At 67.6% G+C, this 14,219-nt stretch carries 17 protein-coding genes; 5 read left to right on the plus strand and 12 right to left on the minus strand.

Annotation, left to right across the window (positions count from 1 at the left end):
* The first annotated feature begins 9 nt into the window (after window positions 1–9).
* Window positions 10–558, plus strand: a complete 549-nt coding sequence (gene dps / locus NO998_RS14980; RefSeq protein WP_267648096.1) for a DNA starvation/stationary phase protection protein Dps — start codon at window positions 10–12, stop codon at window positions 556–558.
* A gap of 41 nt (window positions 559–599) precedes the next feature.
* Here the strand turns inward: dps and NO998_RS14985 are convergent, their stop codons facing one another.
* The 12 genes from NO998_RS14985 to NO998_RS15040 form a co-directional block, all read right to left on the minus strand.
* Window positions 600–1,535, minus strand: coding sequence for an alkaline phosphatase family protein (locus tag NO998_RS14985; protein ID WP_267648097.1), 936 nt, complete (start codon window positions 1,533–1,535; stop codon window positions 600–602).
* 111 nt (window positions 1,536–1,646) lie between these two features.
* Window positions 1,647–2,576, minus strand: coding sequence for a DUF4397 domain-containing protein (locus NO998_RS14990; RefSeq protein ID WP_267648098.1), 930 nt, complete (start codon window positions 2,574–2,576; stop codon window positions 1,647–1,649).
* Window positions 2,577–2,725: 149 nt separating this feature from the next.
* Window positions 2,726–3,148 (minus strand): universal stress protein, encoded by a 423-nt coding sequence (locus NO998_RS14995; RefSeq protein ID WP_267648099.1) that lies wholly within the window; start codon window positions 3,146–3,148, stop codon window positions 2,726–2,728.
* A gap of 233 nt (window positions 3,149–3,381) precedes the next feature.
* The gene (locus NO998_RS15000) at window positions 3,382–3,657 is read right to left on the minus strand and encodes a DUF378 domain-containing protein (RefSeq protein ID WP_267648100.1); all 276 of its coding nucleotides are present in this window, start codon (window positions 3,655–3,657) and stop codon (window positions 3,382–3,384) included.
* 185 nt (window positions 3,658–3,842) lie between these two features.
* The gene (locus NO998_RS15005; RefSeq protein ID WP_267648101.1) at window positions 3,843–4,076 is read right to left on the minus strand and encodes a hypothetical protein; all 234 of its coding nucleotides are present in this window, start codon (window positions 4,074–4,076) and stop codon (window positions 3,843–3,845) included.
* 115 nt (window positions 4,077–4,191) lie between these two features.
* Complete coding sequence (locus tag NO998_RS15010) at window positions 4,192–4,995, minus strand: polysaccharide deacetylase family protein (RefSeq protein WP_267648102.1); 804 nt, start codon at window positions 4,993–4,995, stop codon at window positions 4,192–4,194.
* Window positions 4,986–6,401 (minus strand): nucleotide sugar dehydrogenase, encoded by a 1,416-nt coding sequence (locus NO998_RS15015; RefSeq protein WP_267648103.1) that lies wholly within the window; start codon window positions 6,399–6,401, stop codon window positions 4,986–4,988. Before NO998_RS15015 ends, NO998_RS15010 begins: the two co-directional genes overlap by 10 nt.
* Window positions 6,398–7,369: a Gfo/Idh/MocA family oxidoreductase gene (locus tag NO998_RS15020; RefSeq protein ID WP_267648104.1), complete on the minus strand. Its 972-nt coding sequence runs from the start codon at window positions 7,367–7,369 to the stop codon at window positions 6,398–6,400. Before NO998_RS15020 ends, NO998_RS15015 begins: the two co-directional genes overlap by 4 nt.
* Window positions 7,366–8,481: a DegT/DnrJ/EryC1/StrS family aminotransferase gene (locus tag NO998_RS15025; protein WP_267648105.1), complete on the minus strand. Its 1,116-nt coding sequence runs from the start codon at window positions 8,479–8,481 to the stop codon at window positions 7,366–7,368. Before NO998_RS15025 ends, NO998_RS15020 begins: the two co-directional genes overlap by 4 nt.
* Complete coding sequence (locus NO998_RS15030; RefSeq protein ID WP_267648106.1) at window positions 8,478–9,047, minus strand: acyltransferase; 570 nt, start codon at window positions 9,045–9,047, stop codon at window positions 8,478–8,480. Before NO998_RS15030 ends, NO998_RS15025 begins: the two co-directional genes overlap by 4 nt.
* Window positions 9,048–9,252: 205 nt before the next feature.
* The gene (locus NO998_RS15035) at window positions 9,253–9,957 is read right to left on the minus strand and encodes a class I SAM-dependent methyltransferase (RefSeq protein WP_267648107.1); all 705 of its coding nucleotides are present in this window, start codon (window positions 9,955–9,957) and stop codon (window positions 9,253–9,255) included.
* Window positions 9,954–11,303 carry a right-handed parallel beta-helix repeat-containing protein gene (locus NO998_RS15040; RefSeq protein WP_267648108.1) on the minus strand — a complete coding sequence of 450 codons (1,350 nt, stop codon included), beginning with the start codon at window positions 11,301–11,303 and terminating at the stop codon, window positions 9,954–9,956. The genes NO998_RS15035 and NO998_RS15040 overlap by 4 nt, the downstream gene beginning before the upstream one ends.
* Window positions 11,304–11,645: 342 nt before the next feature.
* On the opposite strand from NO998_RS15040, the gene NO998_RS15045 reads away from it, so the two are divergent.
* From NO998_RS15045 to NO998_RS15060, 4 genes are all read left to right on the plus strand, one after another.
* Window positions 11,646–11,837 carry a DUF1328 domain-containing protein gene (locus tag NO998_RS15045; protein ID WP_321169532.1) on the plus strand — a complete coding sequence of 64 codons (192 nt, stop codon included), beginning with the start codon at window positions 11,646–11,648 and terminating at the stop codon, window positions 11,835–11,837.
* Between the two features lie 83 nt (window positions 11,838–11,920).
* Entirely contained in the window at window positions 11,921–12,073 is a 153-nt protein-coding gene (locus NO998_RS15050) for a hypothetical protein (RefSeq protein ID WP_267648110.1), read from the plus strand.
* A 345-nt stretch (window positions 12,074–12,418) separates the two neighbouring features.
* The gene (locus tag NO998_RS15055; RefSeq protein WP_267648111.1) at window positions 12,419–12,754 is read left to right on the plus strand and encodes a hypothetical protein; all 336 of its coding nucleotides are present in this window, start codon (window positions 12,419–12,421) and stop codon (window positions 12,752–12,754) included.
* 206 nt (window positions 12,755–12,960) lie between these two features.
* Window positions 12,961–14,208 (plus strand): RNA-guided endonuclease InsQ/TnpB family protein, encoded by a 1,248-nt coding sequence (locus tag NO998_RS15060; protein WP_267648112.1) that lies wholly within the window; start codon window positions 12,961–12,963, stop codon window positions 14,206–14,208.
* Window positions 14,209–14,219: the final 11 nt, after the last annotated feature.

The following is a 14,219-nucleotide window of genomic DNA, read 5'->3' on the forward strand; positions in this document are numbered from 1 at the left end:
CGTTGGGGTATGGCCCAAGAGACGACCGAGACTGTTCCGTTCTCGACCAGAAACGACATCGAACCGGAAGTGCGCGAGGAGGTCGCCCGGGCGCTGAACCAGGCGCTCGCGGACACGACCGATCTGCAGACCCAAGCCAAACACGCCCACTGGAACGTCAAGGGGATGCAGTTCCGCGAACTCCACCTGCTGTTCGACGAACAGGCCGAACTCCTCGCCGAGCAGGCCGACATCCTGGCCGAGCGACTGACCGCCCTGGGCGGAACGGCCCACGGGACGGCCAGACAGGCCGCCGCAAACTCCCAACTCGGGGAGTTCCCCCCCGACACGACCGAAGGCAGCGAGTGTGTCGTGGCGTTGGCCGATCGCTTCGCCGCCCACGCCGCGAACATGCGCGCGTGGATCGACACGACGGCGGCCATCGGCGACGCCGACACCTCGGACATGTTCACGGAGCTATCCCGGGAGATCGATAAACAGCTCTGGTTCCTCGAAGCCCACCTCCAGGGGACCGAGATGGCCGCCGAGTCGGACCTCATGGCGCCAGACGAGGGGTGAGCCACGGCGCTGCGGCGTCAACGTGATCGGGGAAAAGGGCGCTAGCGGTAGCCGAGATACTCCAACTGTTTGGCGGTCTGTTTCGGGGTGCGTCGTCGGTCGGGCTTCTCGTAGTGTGGTTCGTAGGAGCCGGTGTCGGTCGCGGTGGTCTCCAGCCACGGGACCCGCCGGAGCCGGGGGTGTGGGACGCCCGTGGGGTGGCTGTAGAGGCCCATGTGGCCGAACAGTTCCCCGTGGTCGGCGGTGACGACCGCACGGTCAGCGTCGACGTTGTCGAGGAGCACCTCGACCTCGTCGAGGACCCAGCGGAGTTCGTCGAGGTAGCGCTCCCAGACGACACCGCGGTCCCCACCGTCGCGCAGGTAGTCGAACGGGCGGTACTCGTAGGACTCCAGCGTACGGTTCTCCCGGAGCGCGTTCGCCCGGTAGGGGTTGTGCGGCGGGAGGTAGTGAACGATCATCCGGTCGGCGTCGACCTCGCGGCCCACGCGAACCGCCCGATCGGTAGCGATCTCGGGCACCGTCGTCCCCCCGTGGGGGTCCGTCGGCGCGTAGTCCGAGACGGAGTCGAACGTGTGGAACGCTTCGGGCTCGACGGTGTCCCACGACGTGAACCGGCGGGCCAGCGGCGACTCCATCGCATTGCCGGCTTCGAGCGTCCGCGTGACCTGTGCGTTGCTACAGACGTAGGCGGTCTCGGCGATCCGGTCCCGGTGTCCGGTGGTGAACGTGTTCGCCGTCCACTCCCGGGTCGAACTCCCGAGACTGTGGATCGAGTCCACGTCGGTGACGAACTCGTACTCCGGCGCCAAACTGGCGAGCGCGTCGTACCGACAGGTGTCAAGTACGACCAAGAGGTCCCAACCCCGATCGAACACGTTCGTTCCGAGCGGTCGCCGCGACGACGCGCCGAGGAGCACGGACTCGACGACGGGTGTCACTGGGAGCCGGTCGGTGATTTTCTCAGCGAGTGACATGGTGTATCAGCAGCCGCCTACGCCGATGGGGCCGTCTCTTAAAGCTACGAACCGCCTAAAACGCGGCACCGGGCGGTTTTGTCACTCGAAACAAGGAGATCGAATCGGGCGCTACTCGGCGCTGCCCGTGTCCTGTGTGACGATGAGGTCGAACGGCACGTCGGCGGGTTCGTCGTCGGGGGAGAGGTAGCCGCTGGCGAAAGCGGTGTACACCTGCTCGCTCTCGACGGTCACGTCGAAGTCGGCGACGATTTCGCCGTCGTTGGACTCCGTGTCGCCACGGATCTCCAGGGTGTAGTCGCCCGCCGGGACTTCCACGGAGCCGGACTCGCCGAAGGCGACGCCGTCGAACAGCACCGTCTCGCCGCCGCCGACGGTGATGTCCACGGCTGGTGCGTCGGGCGACGCGTGGACCGCACGGACGCGGGCGGTGCCACTCTCGGGCGGTTCGAGGTCGTCCTCGAGGATCAGCGGGGAGAACGGCTGGTCGGCGTCGGAGGCCACCTCGCCGATGGCGGCCACGGTGTAGGCCATCTCGGCTTCGACTGTCACCTCGCCCTCGAAGACGACGGTATCGGGCTGACCGGTCGGCGTGACGACGACGGTGTGTTCCCCGGCAGAGAGCGCCAGATAGTCGCTGACGGTCCCGAAGGGGACGTCCTCCAGTACGGCCGTCCCGTCGACGGACACGTCGACGTTCGGGGCGTCCGGTGAGAGGTGGGCGACGCGGACCATCGCCTCGCCGGCCGGCGTCTCGGTCTCGGTTTCTGTCTCCTCGGGAGCCTCCGTCTCGGTTTCCGTCCCCTCGGCCGGCGTGTCGGTGTCGGTCCCCATCGGTTCGTCCGTCTCGGTGTCCATCGACGTGCCGGTGCCGTCGGTGGCCATCGTCCCGTTGGGCGATCCGTCGGTGTCGGTCCCCGTGCCCCCACAGCCCGCGAGGAGGACGGTACCGACGACTGAGCCCGTGAGGGCGACGAAGCGGCGGCGTGTCGGCGGTGATACGTCGGTGGACTCTGACGGCGTGTCTGTTGGATCGGACATCGTGTTCCGTCGTCGCCGGCTGAGGGTTTTGTTATGGATGGTGGCGCGTGAGTAATACTGTCCTTCAGTTCAGTAGGGCCGGAACCGTCCGCATCGGGCGTCGTCGATGCGGTAGTGTCGTCCGACGGCTGCTGGCGACCGTCGGGCTGTCAGTCCTCGAGCGTCGTGACGACGACGGGAACCGTCCCCATCCGGATCACTTTGTCCGTGACGCTGCCGAGGACGGCCTTTGTCAGTTCCGAGTGGCCCCGGGTCGGCATCACGATCACGTCGATCCCGTTGGCCTCGGCGTAGTCGACGATGGTCGCTGCCGGGTTCCCCTCAAGAACCGCGGTCTCGACCGGCACGCCGCGTTCGTCGCCCAGTTCCGCGACCGCCTCGACGAGGGCTTCGCCCCGACCGGTCAGTTCTTCGAGCACCATGCTGTGGACTGACGCCTCGTGGCTGAGCGCTTCGACGACGTACAGCGCGTGGAGGGTCGCTCCCTGGTCGGCGGCGAGTTCGAGCGCGTGGTCGCGGGCGCTGGCGGAGCCCTCGGAGCCGTCGGTCGGGAAGAGGATCACGTCGTACATCCCACTCAGCCGGACTCGGCGGCGTCGGGGCAGTCGTCGGGCCGATCGAGCGCCGCGGAGGAGGGCATGGTGTCCCTCTCTACGTATCAGCCAAGTATGAAGATGGACCTACACGATCGAAGCCGGGCGTCGCCACTCGAAGCCGTCGGCGTCGGCGTCGCCGACGTCGCCGCTCGGGGATGATCAACGGAAAACGGTGCGGGCGGGCGGAGCCGCCCGCGGGGGTTGGTCGGTCACTCGGTCGTCCGTCCGCCGGGGCTGCGCGAGACCGTGCGGGCGTCGTAAAGCTGGTAGGCGAAGTACAGTTCGTACAGGCCAGCCAACCCTACGAGGACGTACACGATGCTCTCCAGGGTGGGGATCGACCCGAAGATCAGGTTCACCAGGTTCCAGTTGGCGTCGACGAACCCGCCGAGGCCGACGAGTCCCCAGTTAATCGCGCCGACGATTACCAGCGTCAGCGACACCCAATCGAGCATGCTCGCACGTATCGAACCGTCTGATTGCATCTTCTTTCACCGTGGGTATGATGGCGCCGAGACAACATAAACACATACGACCGTTCACAGAAAGGATCCCTCTACCCGAAGGAACCGAACGGTAGCGCTGTTTTCGCTCCGCAGTAGGAACAGTTGTTTTCGAACGGGTAAGCCGGGTAGGGTCGTCCATCGCTTCACGGGCGGCGAGCGCCCGGCTACTCCCTGAGCACCACCTCGTCGTCCGAAATCCGGCGGATTTGGGAGTGCATGACCTCGAAGATATCGTCCTCCTCCGCCCAGCCCAGTCGTCGGCGGATGCTCCGTGAGAGCGATCCCTTGGGTTTGACGTGAGCGTTGTTGTTGTGGATCCGGTCGATCGTTCCGACCTCCTCGCCGCCGGCGGTGACCACGGTCTTCCCCTCGTCGCTGTCGGTGAGTTCACGTACCATCTGTGTGTCCGATGCACGCTCGTGCGCACATCGGCTCCGAGGAGGCCTGTCTCGCGCTTTGTAATAGCCAAACTACAGCTCGTACGGGAACCCTTCGAGATCGGGTGGGCGACAGTCAGGAGTCAGCGGCGCCGTAGCTGAACAGCGCCATACCCCGTTTGACGAGGTTCACCGCCCCGTCGGTCGAGCGGGCGGCGATGAGTTCCGGCAGCGAGTCCACCCAGCGCTCGGGGTGGGCGAGCAGGCAGGCCCGTTCGATTTCGCCCTCGCGGAACAGCGCTGCGAGGCCGTCGGTCGTCGCGGGGTTGACCTCTTTCTCACCCTCGCCCATGGTGTGGTCTTTCACCTTCAGCGGCCCATCGCTCCACGTCCGGCCGGTGTCGGAGAAGTACGCCACGTCGACAAAGTCCATCGAGAGGTAGGCCTCGCCGAGCAGGCTGTACGTCTCGAAGTCGGGCGCCTTCGGGTGGGTCCACATCGTCCGGTTGTCGTGGGGCGACAGGGGGTTGCCGTGCATACAGATCGTCTGGACGGGCTCGGAGTGGCCGCGGCGGAGCCGCTGGAGGTTCATCGCGAATCGGCGGTGGGCCGCCCGCAGGTCGCCGTCGGTGGCGACGTAGTCCTCGTAGTGGTAGCCGACCTCGTGACCGAGCCGGGCGAGCCGTCGCGTGCGGTCCGGCTCGAACGTCGAGGTACGGTAGTAGTAGGTGCTTCTCACACCGTGGTCGGCTTCGAGTTCCGCCATCCGCACCGCCCGACCGGGTCGGCGATCCACGTCGTGTCGAAGGACGACGAACCGCTGGGGGAGGTCGTCGCTGGCGAGGTACTCACGGACGGTGATGAACTCGTGACCGCCGTCCTTGATCGACTCGAGGAGGTCGGCGTACGCCCCCATCGTGAAACCGTCGCTCACTGCCATCCGCGCCCCACGGTGTACAGCCGGTGGTCGGTCCCGGTCAGGTCGAGCACGTCCCGGCCGTCGACGACGACCGTCGGCGGCAGCGCGGTCCAGTCGAGCGCCTCGAAGGCCTCGTGGGCGGTCGCGAGCACGACCGCGTCGGGGGCGTGGTCCGGGAGCTCTTCGGCCGGGACATCGGTCGCCGTGAGTCCCTCAGCGTCGACCAGCGGGTCGGCAGCGAGCACGGACGCCCCGCGGGCCGCCAGGTTCGCACAGATGTCGATCCCGGGGCTGGCGCGGGTCTCCTCGACGCCGGCGCGGTAGGTGAGGCCGAGGACGGCGACGGTCGCGCCGTCGAGTACCTCGTCGGGGGCGGGCGTCGCGTCGGAGCGGTCGTCGGCCATGGAGACCCCGCCGTCGGCGATACTCGCCGCTCGGGTGACCGCCAGCCCCTCGGCGACGCGGTCGACGACGAACCGCGGCATCGCGTCGTTGACGCTGCGGGCCGTCGCCAGCGTCGCCGGCTGGCCGTCGAGCCAGTTCAACACGAAGTACGGGTAGTAGGGGATGCAGTGCCCGCCCACGCCGGGGCCGGGCGTGTGGATGTCGCAGTACGGCTGTGTGTTGGCGGCGTCGATGGCCGCCCGTACGTCCACGCCGAGTTCGCCGGTTAGCCGTGCGAGATCGTTCGCCAGCGCGATGTTTACGTCCCTGTACAGGCCCTCGAACACCTTCACCGCCTCCGCGGTGGTGGCGTCCGCGACCCGGACGATGTCGTTGTCGACCAGTTCGCCGTACACCAGTTCCGCGACGCGGCCGCTCTCGTCGTCGACGCCGCCGACGACTTTGGGGTGGGTCCCGCGGATGTCGGCGAGCGCGCGACCGCTTGAGGTTCGCTCTGGACAGACGGCCACGCCGAAGCAGTCGCCCGCCAGCCCGCTCTCCTCGGCCAACCGCGGCCGGAGTACGTCGGTCGTCGCCCGCGGCGGGAGCGTCGACTCGAAGATCACGGTGTCGCCCGGCGCCAGGCCCGCCGCGATCTCGTCGACGGCCGCCTTCACCGCCGAGAGGTCGGGGTTGTTCCGGTCGTCGATCAGCGTCGGCACCATCACCACGTGGAGGACCGCGTCGGCAGCGGCCGTCGCGGCGTCGGTCGTCGCCGTCAGCGAGCCGTCAGCGACGAGTGACTCGACGAGCGCGGGCAGGCCGGGTTCGCCCTGGACGTGGCAGTCGCCGACGTTGATGCGCTCGACGACAGTCTCGTCGATGTCGACGCCGGTGACGTTGCCGGTGTGCTCGGCGTACACCGACGCCAGCGGGAGGCCCATCTTCCCGAGGCCGTAGACGGCGACCGGGATCTCGCCGGCGCCGAACTGGGTTCGTTGGGCGTCGGGTTCGAGCAGCGAGTCGTACAGCGAGGCGGTCACGGCGACACCTCCTGCTGGGGCCGCCCCAGTTTCGCGGCGACGGCGCTGGCCAGTTCGACCGCACGGATCCCGTCCTCGGCGGTCACGAGGGGCGTGGTCCCCTCAGCCGCGGCTTCGAGGAACGCCGCGAGTTCGCGTTTGAGCGGTTCGCCGCTCTCGACGAACGGGCGCTCGATCACGCTCTCGATCCGGTGGCGCACGTCGCCGTTGGCGGCGACGTACTCCGGGCTGGAGCGTCGGTGGACCTCGACGGTCTGGTCCAGCAGGTCGACGACGATCCGGCACTCCTCGGCGGTGACGGTCAACCGGCGGACCCGCTCCTGGGTGAGTCGGCTCGCGGTCAGCGAGGCGACGACGCCGTCATCGTTGGTCCACGTCGAGGTGGCGTACTCGCCGTCGCCGGCGCCGGTCGCCGAGACCAGCGTCGGCGTCGCGCCGAGCAGCGTACAGAGCAGGTCGATGTCGTGGATCATCAGGTCGAAGGTGACCCCGGCCGCGATCTCGCGTTCGAGCGGTGGGCCGAGGCGCTCGGCGGTGACGGCGATCACCGAGAGGTCCCGGAACCCCGACAGCAGCGTCCTGACGGCGGGGTTGAACCGCTCGATGTGGCCGACTTGGAGCGTGACGCCGGCCGTCGCCGCGGCCTCGGCCAACTCCCGACCCACCGCGGGGTCGTCGACGAACGGTTTCTCGACGAGTACGTCGACGCCGGTGTTGATGCAGTCCCGGACGACCGGCTCGTGGACGGGCGTCGGCACGGCGACCGAGACGGCGTCGGCCCGCGCCAGCAGTTCGATCGTGTCGTAGGCCTCGGTGTCGAACTCCGTCGCGACGGCGTCGGCCGCGGCGGCGTCGGCGTCGGCGACGCCCACGAGTTCGCACTCCGAGAGCTCCTGGTACACCCGGGCGTGGTTCCGGCCCATGCTCCCGACACCGATGACGCCGGCCCGCAGCGGCGCGTCGCTCACGAGTCCGTCACCCCCGGTTTCGGGACCGGCGTCGTTGAGGGCTCGAACGTCTCGACGGCACGCGCGACCGTTCGGAGGTCCTCGACCGAGAGCCCGGGGTGGACCGGCAGCGAGAGCACGCGGTCGGCCGCGCGCTCGGCGACGGGCAGGTCGGCCTCCACGTCGTCGTAGGCCGGTTGCTCGTGGATCGGCGTGGGGTAGTAGACCTTCGAGCCGACGCCGTGGTCCTCGAGGTGCGCCATCAGCGCCTCGCGCTCGTCGGTCCGGACGGTGTACTGGTGGTAGGAAGCGTCGACGCCGGGCCGTTCCGGCGGCGTCTCGACGGCGCTGTCGGCCAGTCGGTCCGTGAGGTAGGCGGCGTTCCCCCGGCGCGCGAGGTTGAAGAAGGGGAGCCGCCGGAGCTGTTCGCGGCCGATGGCTGCACAGACGCTGGTCATCCGGAAGTTGTGGCCGACTGTCGCGTGGTCGTAGCCCGACGTGCGGCCGTGGTCGATGTAGCGCCGGATGCGGTCGGCGAGGTCGGCGTCGTCGGTGGTGACCATCCCACCCTCGGCGCTGGTCGCGTTCTTGGTCGGGTAGAACGAGAAACACGCCGCGTCGCCGAGCGAGCCGACGGGTTCGCCCTTGTAGCGTGCGCCGTGGGCCTGGGCGGCGTCCTCAACCAGCGCCACGTCGTGAGCGTCCGTCAGCGCCCGGAGCCGGTCCATCTCGGCGGGGAAGCCGTAGAGGTGGACCGGGAGCACGGCGACCACGTCGTCGCGCTCGGCGAGGACGCTGGCCACCGCAGCGGGGTCGATAGTCAGCGTTTCTGGGTCCACGTCGGCGAACACCGGCTCGCCGCCGGCCAGCCGGATCGCGTTGGCGCTGGCGACAAAGGAGAACGGCGTCGTGATCACGGCGTCGCCGTCGCCGACGCCGAGGGCCTCGAAGACGGCGTGGAGCGCGGTCGTGCCGTTGGTGGTGGCGACCGCGTGCTCGGTGTCACAGAACTCGGCGAAGGCCTCCTCGAACTCACGGACCGCCGGCCCGTCTGCGAGTTGGCCGCTCTCCATCACGTCGCGGACGGCCTCGATCTCGTCGTCGCCGATGTCGGGGTCAGCGATCGGGATCATGCGGTGTTCCCCCCGCGGAGCGTCTCGGGCAGCGGGCGGTGTTCGGCCGGCGAGCCGATGGCCAGCGTCCCCGGCGGCACGTCCTCTGTGACGACGGCGTCAGCGGCGACGAACGCGCGCTCGCCGACAGTCACCCCCGGGAGGACCGTCGCGTTGGCGCCGATCGAGACGTCGTCCTCGATGGTCGGCCCCTCGAGGTCGGCCTCCTGGCGCAACGGGTAGGGGTCGTTGGTGAGGACCGCGTGGGGACCGAGGAACACCCGGTCGCCGATGGTCGTGTTCCGGGGGACGTACACCCCCGTTTGGAGGCTCACGTCGTCGCCGAGCGTGCAGTGACCGTCGATGACGGTGTTGGTGCCGACGAGCACGTCGTCGCCGAGGATCGTTCCCTCGCGGATCACCGCGCCGTGGCCGGTCGAGAGCCGGTCGCCGACGACCACGTCGCCGTAGACGACGGTGTGGCTACGGATCGTTGGGTCTGCCCCGAGGCTGGGGCGGTCGTCGGCGTCGCCGAGGGTGGCGTCCGGGTGGATCTCCGCGTCCTGCCCGTACTCGGTGCCGGTCATCGGCCCGCTCCCCCCGGGATGTCGGCCGTGGACTGGCATCCAGCTCGCGCGGGGAACACGGTGCTGGTCCGTCGGTCAGGTCGGAATGCTGTGGGTGACATAGTCGATACCGCCGATGGCGGGTACGAGAGGGTCCCGGCGACCGGGCCAAAGTTATAGAGGGGCTTTCACGGCGTTAAGCGGCCGCTGTACGGGTGACGGTGCCTCAGCGCGGCGGCTTGCTGGCGACGACGAACGTGCTATTGCCCACTACCGCCGAGCCCGGGGTGCGGTTGCCGACCAGTTCGACAACCTCGAAGCCGACCGCGCGGACGATTCGGACGAGCGAGAGCGGGTCGGTGAAGTGCGCCGTCGCGCCGTCCTCGGTCGTCAGGTACGGGGAACCGGCGAGCAGTGTCCCCGCGTTGCGCCGCCAGAAGCGCGCCAGCTTCCCGATCCAGTAGCGCGTCGGCGGGAGCGGGAGCAGCCACCTGAGGACGTTCTGGCTGCTGAACGCGAAGCGGCCGCCGGGTTCGAGCACGCGAAAGGTTTCCCGGATGGCGGCGGCCCGCGCCGACTCGGGGCGGAGCCAGTCGAGCCCGTTGTACGAGAACAGGACGTTGCTGAAGCTCCCGTCGGTGAACGGGAGCGTCGCGGCGTCGGCCGCGAGGTAGCGGACCTCGGGGTCGGCGGCCGCGGCGACCGCGAGCATCGGCCGGCTGCTGTCGAGCCCGACCGTCTCGAACCCCTCCTCGGCGAGCACCGCCGAGGTGCGACCGGTCCCGCAGCCGAGGTCGAGCGTGCGGCCGTGGGGATCGAAGTACCGATCGACCGCGTAGCGCTCGCGCCGACGAAGACCCTCCTCTCGGGCCGCCGCGTAGGTCGTCACCACGTCCGCGCGGTCGTAGTAGTCGGGGACGCGACGGCTCACGGCCTGAGCGGCCCGAGGGGCTGGTAGGCGCCCTCGTCGTCGCAGTTCTTCTCGTCGGGGGTCGAACTCAGCCGGACGTTACGGCGCTCTATCGTCGAGTTCGAGAAGGAGAGTGGTTCGTTGGTGACCGAGACGCAGGTGTCTACCACTTCGCCACCGACGCCGGTCGTGACGATGCCGTCGCGGTCGTCGCCGGGCTGGTGAATGCAGAGGCCGCGGAACGAGCAGTTCTCCCGCCCCGAAGCCTGGACCGCGGCGCCGCCCGCGGCGTCGCCAGTGATCCGGACGTTCTCGAATCCGAACGGGCCGTGGCGGACCGACTCGCCGGCACCGGAGTTGGGTTGTTTCACCCGGAGTGCGTTCACGCCGTCGGCGTCGACCCGGATGCGGCAGTTCCTGATCGTCGCGGACTCCAACTCGGAGGCGATCGTGATGGCGCCGTCGCTGCTCGGGACTTTGAGCATCTCGACGAGGCAGTCCTCGACGACGTGGTCGTGGCCGCCGCGGAGCCGGATCCCGCGCATGTTCTTCCCGACAGCGTCGGCGTCGTCACAGCGGACGTGGACGCCCCTGACCTCGCTCGGCTCGCTCGTGGTGATGCGGACGCTCGCGACGCCGTTGTTGCGGAACGATCCCCCGTGAACCTTGATCGAGCCCTCCGGCGGATCAGCGTAGAGCCCGTTGTCCGGGAACCCGTCGATTCGGCAGTCGAGGAACGTCACGTCGCCGTGGTTGTCGTCGCCGACCTCACAGCCGGTCACGCCCGGTTCGGTGGAGCCGTCGGGAAGGCTGAGCCGGTGGACGAACCCCTTGCCGTCGGGCGACGTCACGTCGAGTCTGAACACGTCCTGTGGCACGTCGACGACGCCGTCGACCGAAAGGTCCCGGAGAACGACGAGGTCGTTGGCCGTCGCGGAGATGGGACGGGCGCCGGTGTTCTCGGCGGTGAAGTCGAAGGTGAACCCGCGGACGAGGAGGCTCGACAGCGGGTCGGGATAACCGACGGTGAGCAGTACCGTGTCGAACCCCTCCGCCGGGACGATGGTGGCGTCGTCGCCCAAGAGCCCGAGTCGGCCGGGGCCGGCATCCGTGTCGGTCGCCCCATTGAGCGCGACGGTGTCCTCGATCCGGTACTCACCGGGCGGAAAGTACAGCAGCGTCCCATCGTCGGCGTGCTGTTTGAGCAGGTCGTCGATGGGTTGGTTCCCGTCGGTGTCGGCCCCCAGATCCGCGAGGTTCGTGACCGAGTCGAGCCCCCATCGGTCGGCGACGGTCTCGGGGTGGCTCGACTGGACGCGTTCGCGGTAGTCCCACGGCTCCGGCGTACTCGTTGTCGGGTCGCCCATCGTCGCCGGCGGGTCAGTCTCGGGACGTTGAGGCGAGTCACTCGGGCCGGTACCTGCACACCCGACGAGACTCACGCTGCCGAGACTGCCGAGCCAGCCGAGAAGCTGACGGCGGTTCATCTGTGGGACACTGTGACTGCCGCTACCTTCGTTATGCGGCGTCGATTCGGGTTCCTCACGGTGGTACTGGCCCGGCCGCCGGTCGGCGTTCTGTTGGGTAAAGGAACTGTTACTCGGCGGGGAACGCGCGGCGCAAGCGTCGCCGGCGGTGGGGCCGTGGCGCCGAGGAGCCACGATGTGGCTAACGAAGACGCCGGCTCACGTAGACGACGTATGTCACTGATGGGCGTAGCGAACGCGACGGTGTTACAGTTCTTCTCGGGACAGTTCCTCGAGTTGGCGATCCTCTTTTTCGTCCTCGCCGTCGTCGCCGCGATAGTCGGCGCCCGCGGCGTCGCCGGGGTGAGCATGGCGGCCGCCCGCTGGCTGATCATCGCGTTCCTCGTGTTGGCGCTGATCACCGCGATCCTGTGAGGCAGGGTGGGCTCGCCGGCAGCACCGCTCGGGGACAGTATGGTACTCATTTACAAACTTAATCGCCGTCCTTCTTCGGTGGTATGCGACTCGACTGCCCCCACTGTGGTGCGCGCCTGCTGGTCTCTGCGGCGGAGCGCGCCATCCAGAACGCACCAGGAGTGGATAGCCGGCTCCAAGGCGGGGAGTACACCTGCAACGAGTGTCAGAGCGACCTCGACGTGTACTACTTCTGACCGCGTCGCGGTCGTTGGCCGGGAGCCCGCCGGGCGCTCGGCCGGCAGGGAGCGCGTAGGGGCCGCAAACCGTGCGGTAATCGCCACTTTACAATACTGCAATCCGTCCAAGGGGTAACCGGGACCGGCCGAGTCAACCACGACGTTGGCCTGTTCCATTCCCCCCCCCCATCCCGATCCTGACCCCGAGCGGGGAGGTGCTTTCCTCACCTCCCCGTCCCCCCTTTCGACGACCTGAACGAGACCCCAAGCGACGGCCGCGGGAGCCGTCACCGCCGGGAACAGCAGTTGGCGCATCAATCAAATTTATAACTATTAGCCGCAATTGATACGAGATAGAGCACGATGGAGTCGGAGCCAAGGACTGAGACAGATATCCGTCTCGACGCTGTCAGCCACGCCGCGCGTCGGCGGGTGCTGTATACCCTGTTGGCCGCACGCTGGAACGGCAGTTCGGGTGTCAGTATCGGCTCGATCTACCCCGAGCGTGGCGAGAACCAGGTGGTGGAGCTGTACCACCTCCACCTCCCGAAGCTCGAGTCGGGCGGGTTCGTCGGCGTCGACAGGGAGCAGGACCGCGTAGAAGTCGGCCCTCGGTTCGACGAGATCGTTCCGCTGCTCGACCACTTGGCGGAGGACGCCGCCACAGAGTACGGGACGGTCGGCTGCCGGGAGCGCTAGCGGGCACCGCGGCGCCGCGAGAACCATGCGGTCAGCGGGAGCAGTCAGCGTTTTTCAAGGTGGAGCCTCCGGCCTCAAGGAGCGACCGAAGCGTAGCGAAGGGAGCGAGTAGGCCGGAGAGGAAACCGACATGGTACGACACAACCGGCAGACTGCGACCGGCAAACTCCCATATGTTCAAGTACCGTCTACCCTTCTCTGAAGTCATGGACGTGCGTCGAACTGCCGTCGTGAAACTCGACCTTTCCGACGAGCAACGCGACGCACTCCATCGAACCGCCGAGCAATACCTGTACTGTGCAAACCGAACTGGCGACTACTGTTGGTCCGACATCTCCTACACCGAGTGCAAGACCAACAAGCGAGAGGTTCGTGACGCGCTCTACTCCAAACTTCGAGAGGAGACGGACCTACAGGCACAACTCGTCCAAGCCGCCATCAAACGCGCTGTCGAAGCCGTCAAAGGCGTTATTGAACGGTGGAAGAAGGGACAGCGTGTCTCTTGCCCGACATTCACCGCCAAGACGATGGACTACGACGCGCGGAGCGCGACCTTCTACCGAAACAAGGTGTCGCTGGCAACTGTTGAGGGCCGCGTCGAACCGTCGTTCGTTCTCCCAGCAGACAGTCCGACGCCCTACGAGCGGTACGTACTCCCAGAGGACTACGAGTTCCGCGAGAGTACGCTTCGGTACGACGCGGCCACTGACGAGTTCTACATCCAACTTTCGACGCGGCGGATAGACGGCGACGAAGAGGTTCCGGCAGATACCGAGCACCCCGACCAAACGGTCCTCGGTATCGACCTCGGCGTCAACAGTCTCGCGGTCTCCTCAACCGGCACGTTTTGGCAGGGAGACGACTACAACCACTGGTGCCGCGAGTTCGAGAAACGACGTGGAGAGATGCAACAGCGCGGCACACAAGCCGCGCACAACGCCCTGCTTCGACTCGGAAAGCGCGAAGATGCGTGGCGCAAACAGTACATCCACACGGTCGCTAACGAGCTTGTCGCGGAAGCCGTCGAACACGACTGTGACGTAATCGTGTTCGAGGACTTGAGCGGCATTCGAGAGCGTCTTCCGCACGCGAAGTGGCATCACGTTTGGGCGTTCCGACGCCTGTTCGAGTACGTCTCCTACAAAGCACCCGAGCAGGGCGTCTCTGTGGAGCAAGTCGAGCCGAACCACACGTCTCAACGCTGTTCTCGGACGGATTGTGGGTTCACGCACGAGGACAACCGCCACGGGGAACACTTTGAGTGCCAGAAGTGTGGCTACGAGGTGAACGCGGACTACAACGGCGCGAAGAACATCGGGCTACGGTACGCTCGAAAGCGGACACACAGACTCCGTTCCTCGCCCACGTCGGGGAGCGGAGACGTAGAAGTAGACCTGCGTGTGAATGGTGGGACGTTGAACGGCGAGAGTCACCGGCCTATTGCTGGTGACTGATTGCTGGGAGT

This window comes from Halolamina litorea (assembly GCF_026616205.1).
In the GTDB taxonomy this organism is placed as follows: Archaea; Halobacteriota; Halobacteria; order Halobacteriales; family Haloferacaceae; genus Halolamina; species Halolamina litorea.

Excerpts from the sequence above, each read along its gene's own strand:
- dps (WP_267648096.1), top strand. The coding sequence starts at position 10 with ATGGCCCAAGAGACGACCGAGACTGTTCCGTTCTCGACCAGAAACGAC.
- NO998_RS14985 (WP_267648097.1), bottom strand. The coding sequence starts at position 1,535 with ATGTCACTCGCTGAGAAAATCACCGACCGGCTCCCAGTGACACCCGTC.
- NO998_RS14990 (WP_267648098.1), bottom strand. The coding sequence starts at position 2,576 with ATGTCCGATCCAACAGACACGCCGTCAGAGTCCACCGACGTATCACCG.
- NO998_RS14995 (WP_267648099.1), bottom strand. The coding sequence starts at position 3,148 with ATGTACGACGTGATCCTCTTCCCGACCGACGGCTCCGAGGGCTCCGCC.
- NO998_RS15000 (WP_267648100.1), bottom strand. The coding sequence starts at position 3,657 with ATGCAATCAGACGGTTCGATACGTGCGAGCATGCTCGATTGGGTGTCG.
- NO998_RS15005 (WP_267648101.1), bottom strand. The coding sequence starts at position 4,076 with ATGGTACGTGAACTCACCGACAGCGACGAGGGGAAGACCGTGGTCACC.
- NO998_RS15010 (WP_267648102.1), bottom strand. The coding sequence starts at position 4,995 with ATGGCAGTGAGCGACGGTTTCACGATGGGGGCGTACGCCGACCTCCTC.
- NO998_RS15025 (WP_267648105.1), bottom strand. The coding sequence starts at position 8,481 with ATGATCCCGATCGCTGACCCCGACATCGGCGACGACGAGATCGAGGCC.
- NO998_RS15030 (WP_267648106.1), bottom strand. The coding sequence starts at position 9,047 with ATGACCGGCACCGAGTACGGGCAGGACGCGGAGATCCACCCGGACGCC.
- NO998_RS15040 (WP_267648108.1), bottom strand. The coding sequence starts at position 11,303 with ATGGGCGACCCGACAACGAGTACGCCGGAGCCGTGGGACTACCGCGAA.
- NO998_RS15045 (WP_321169532.1), top strand. The coding sequence starts at position 11,646 with ATGGGCGTAGCGAACGCGACGGTGTTACAGTTCTTCTCGGGACAGTTC.
- NO998_RS15050 (WP_267648110.1), top strand. The coding sequence starts at position 11,921 with ATGCGACTCGACTGCCCCCACTGTGGTGCGCGCCTGCTGGTCTCTGCG.
- NO998_RS15055 (WP_267648111.1), top strand. The coding sequence starts at position 12,419 with ATGGAGTCGGAGCCAAGGACTGAGACAGATATCCGTCTCGACGCTGTC.
- NO998_RS15060 (WP_267648112.1), top strand. The coding sequence starts at position 12,961 with ATGGACGTGCGTCGAACTGCCGTCGTGAAACTCGACCTTTCCGACGAG.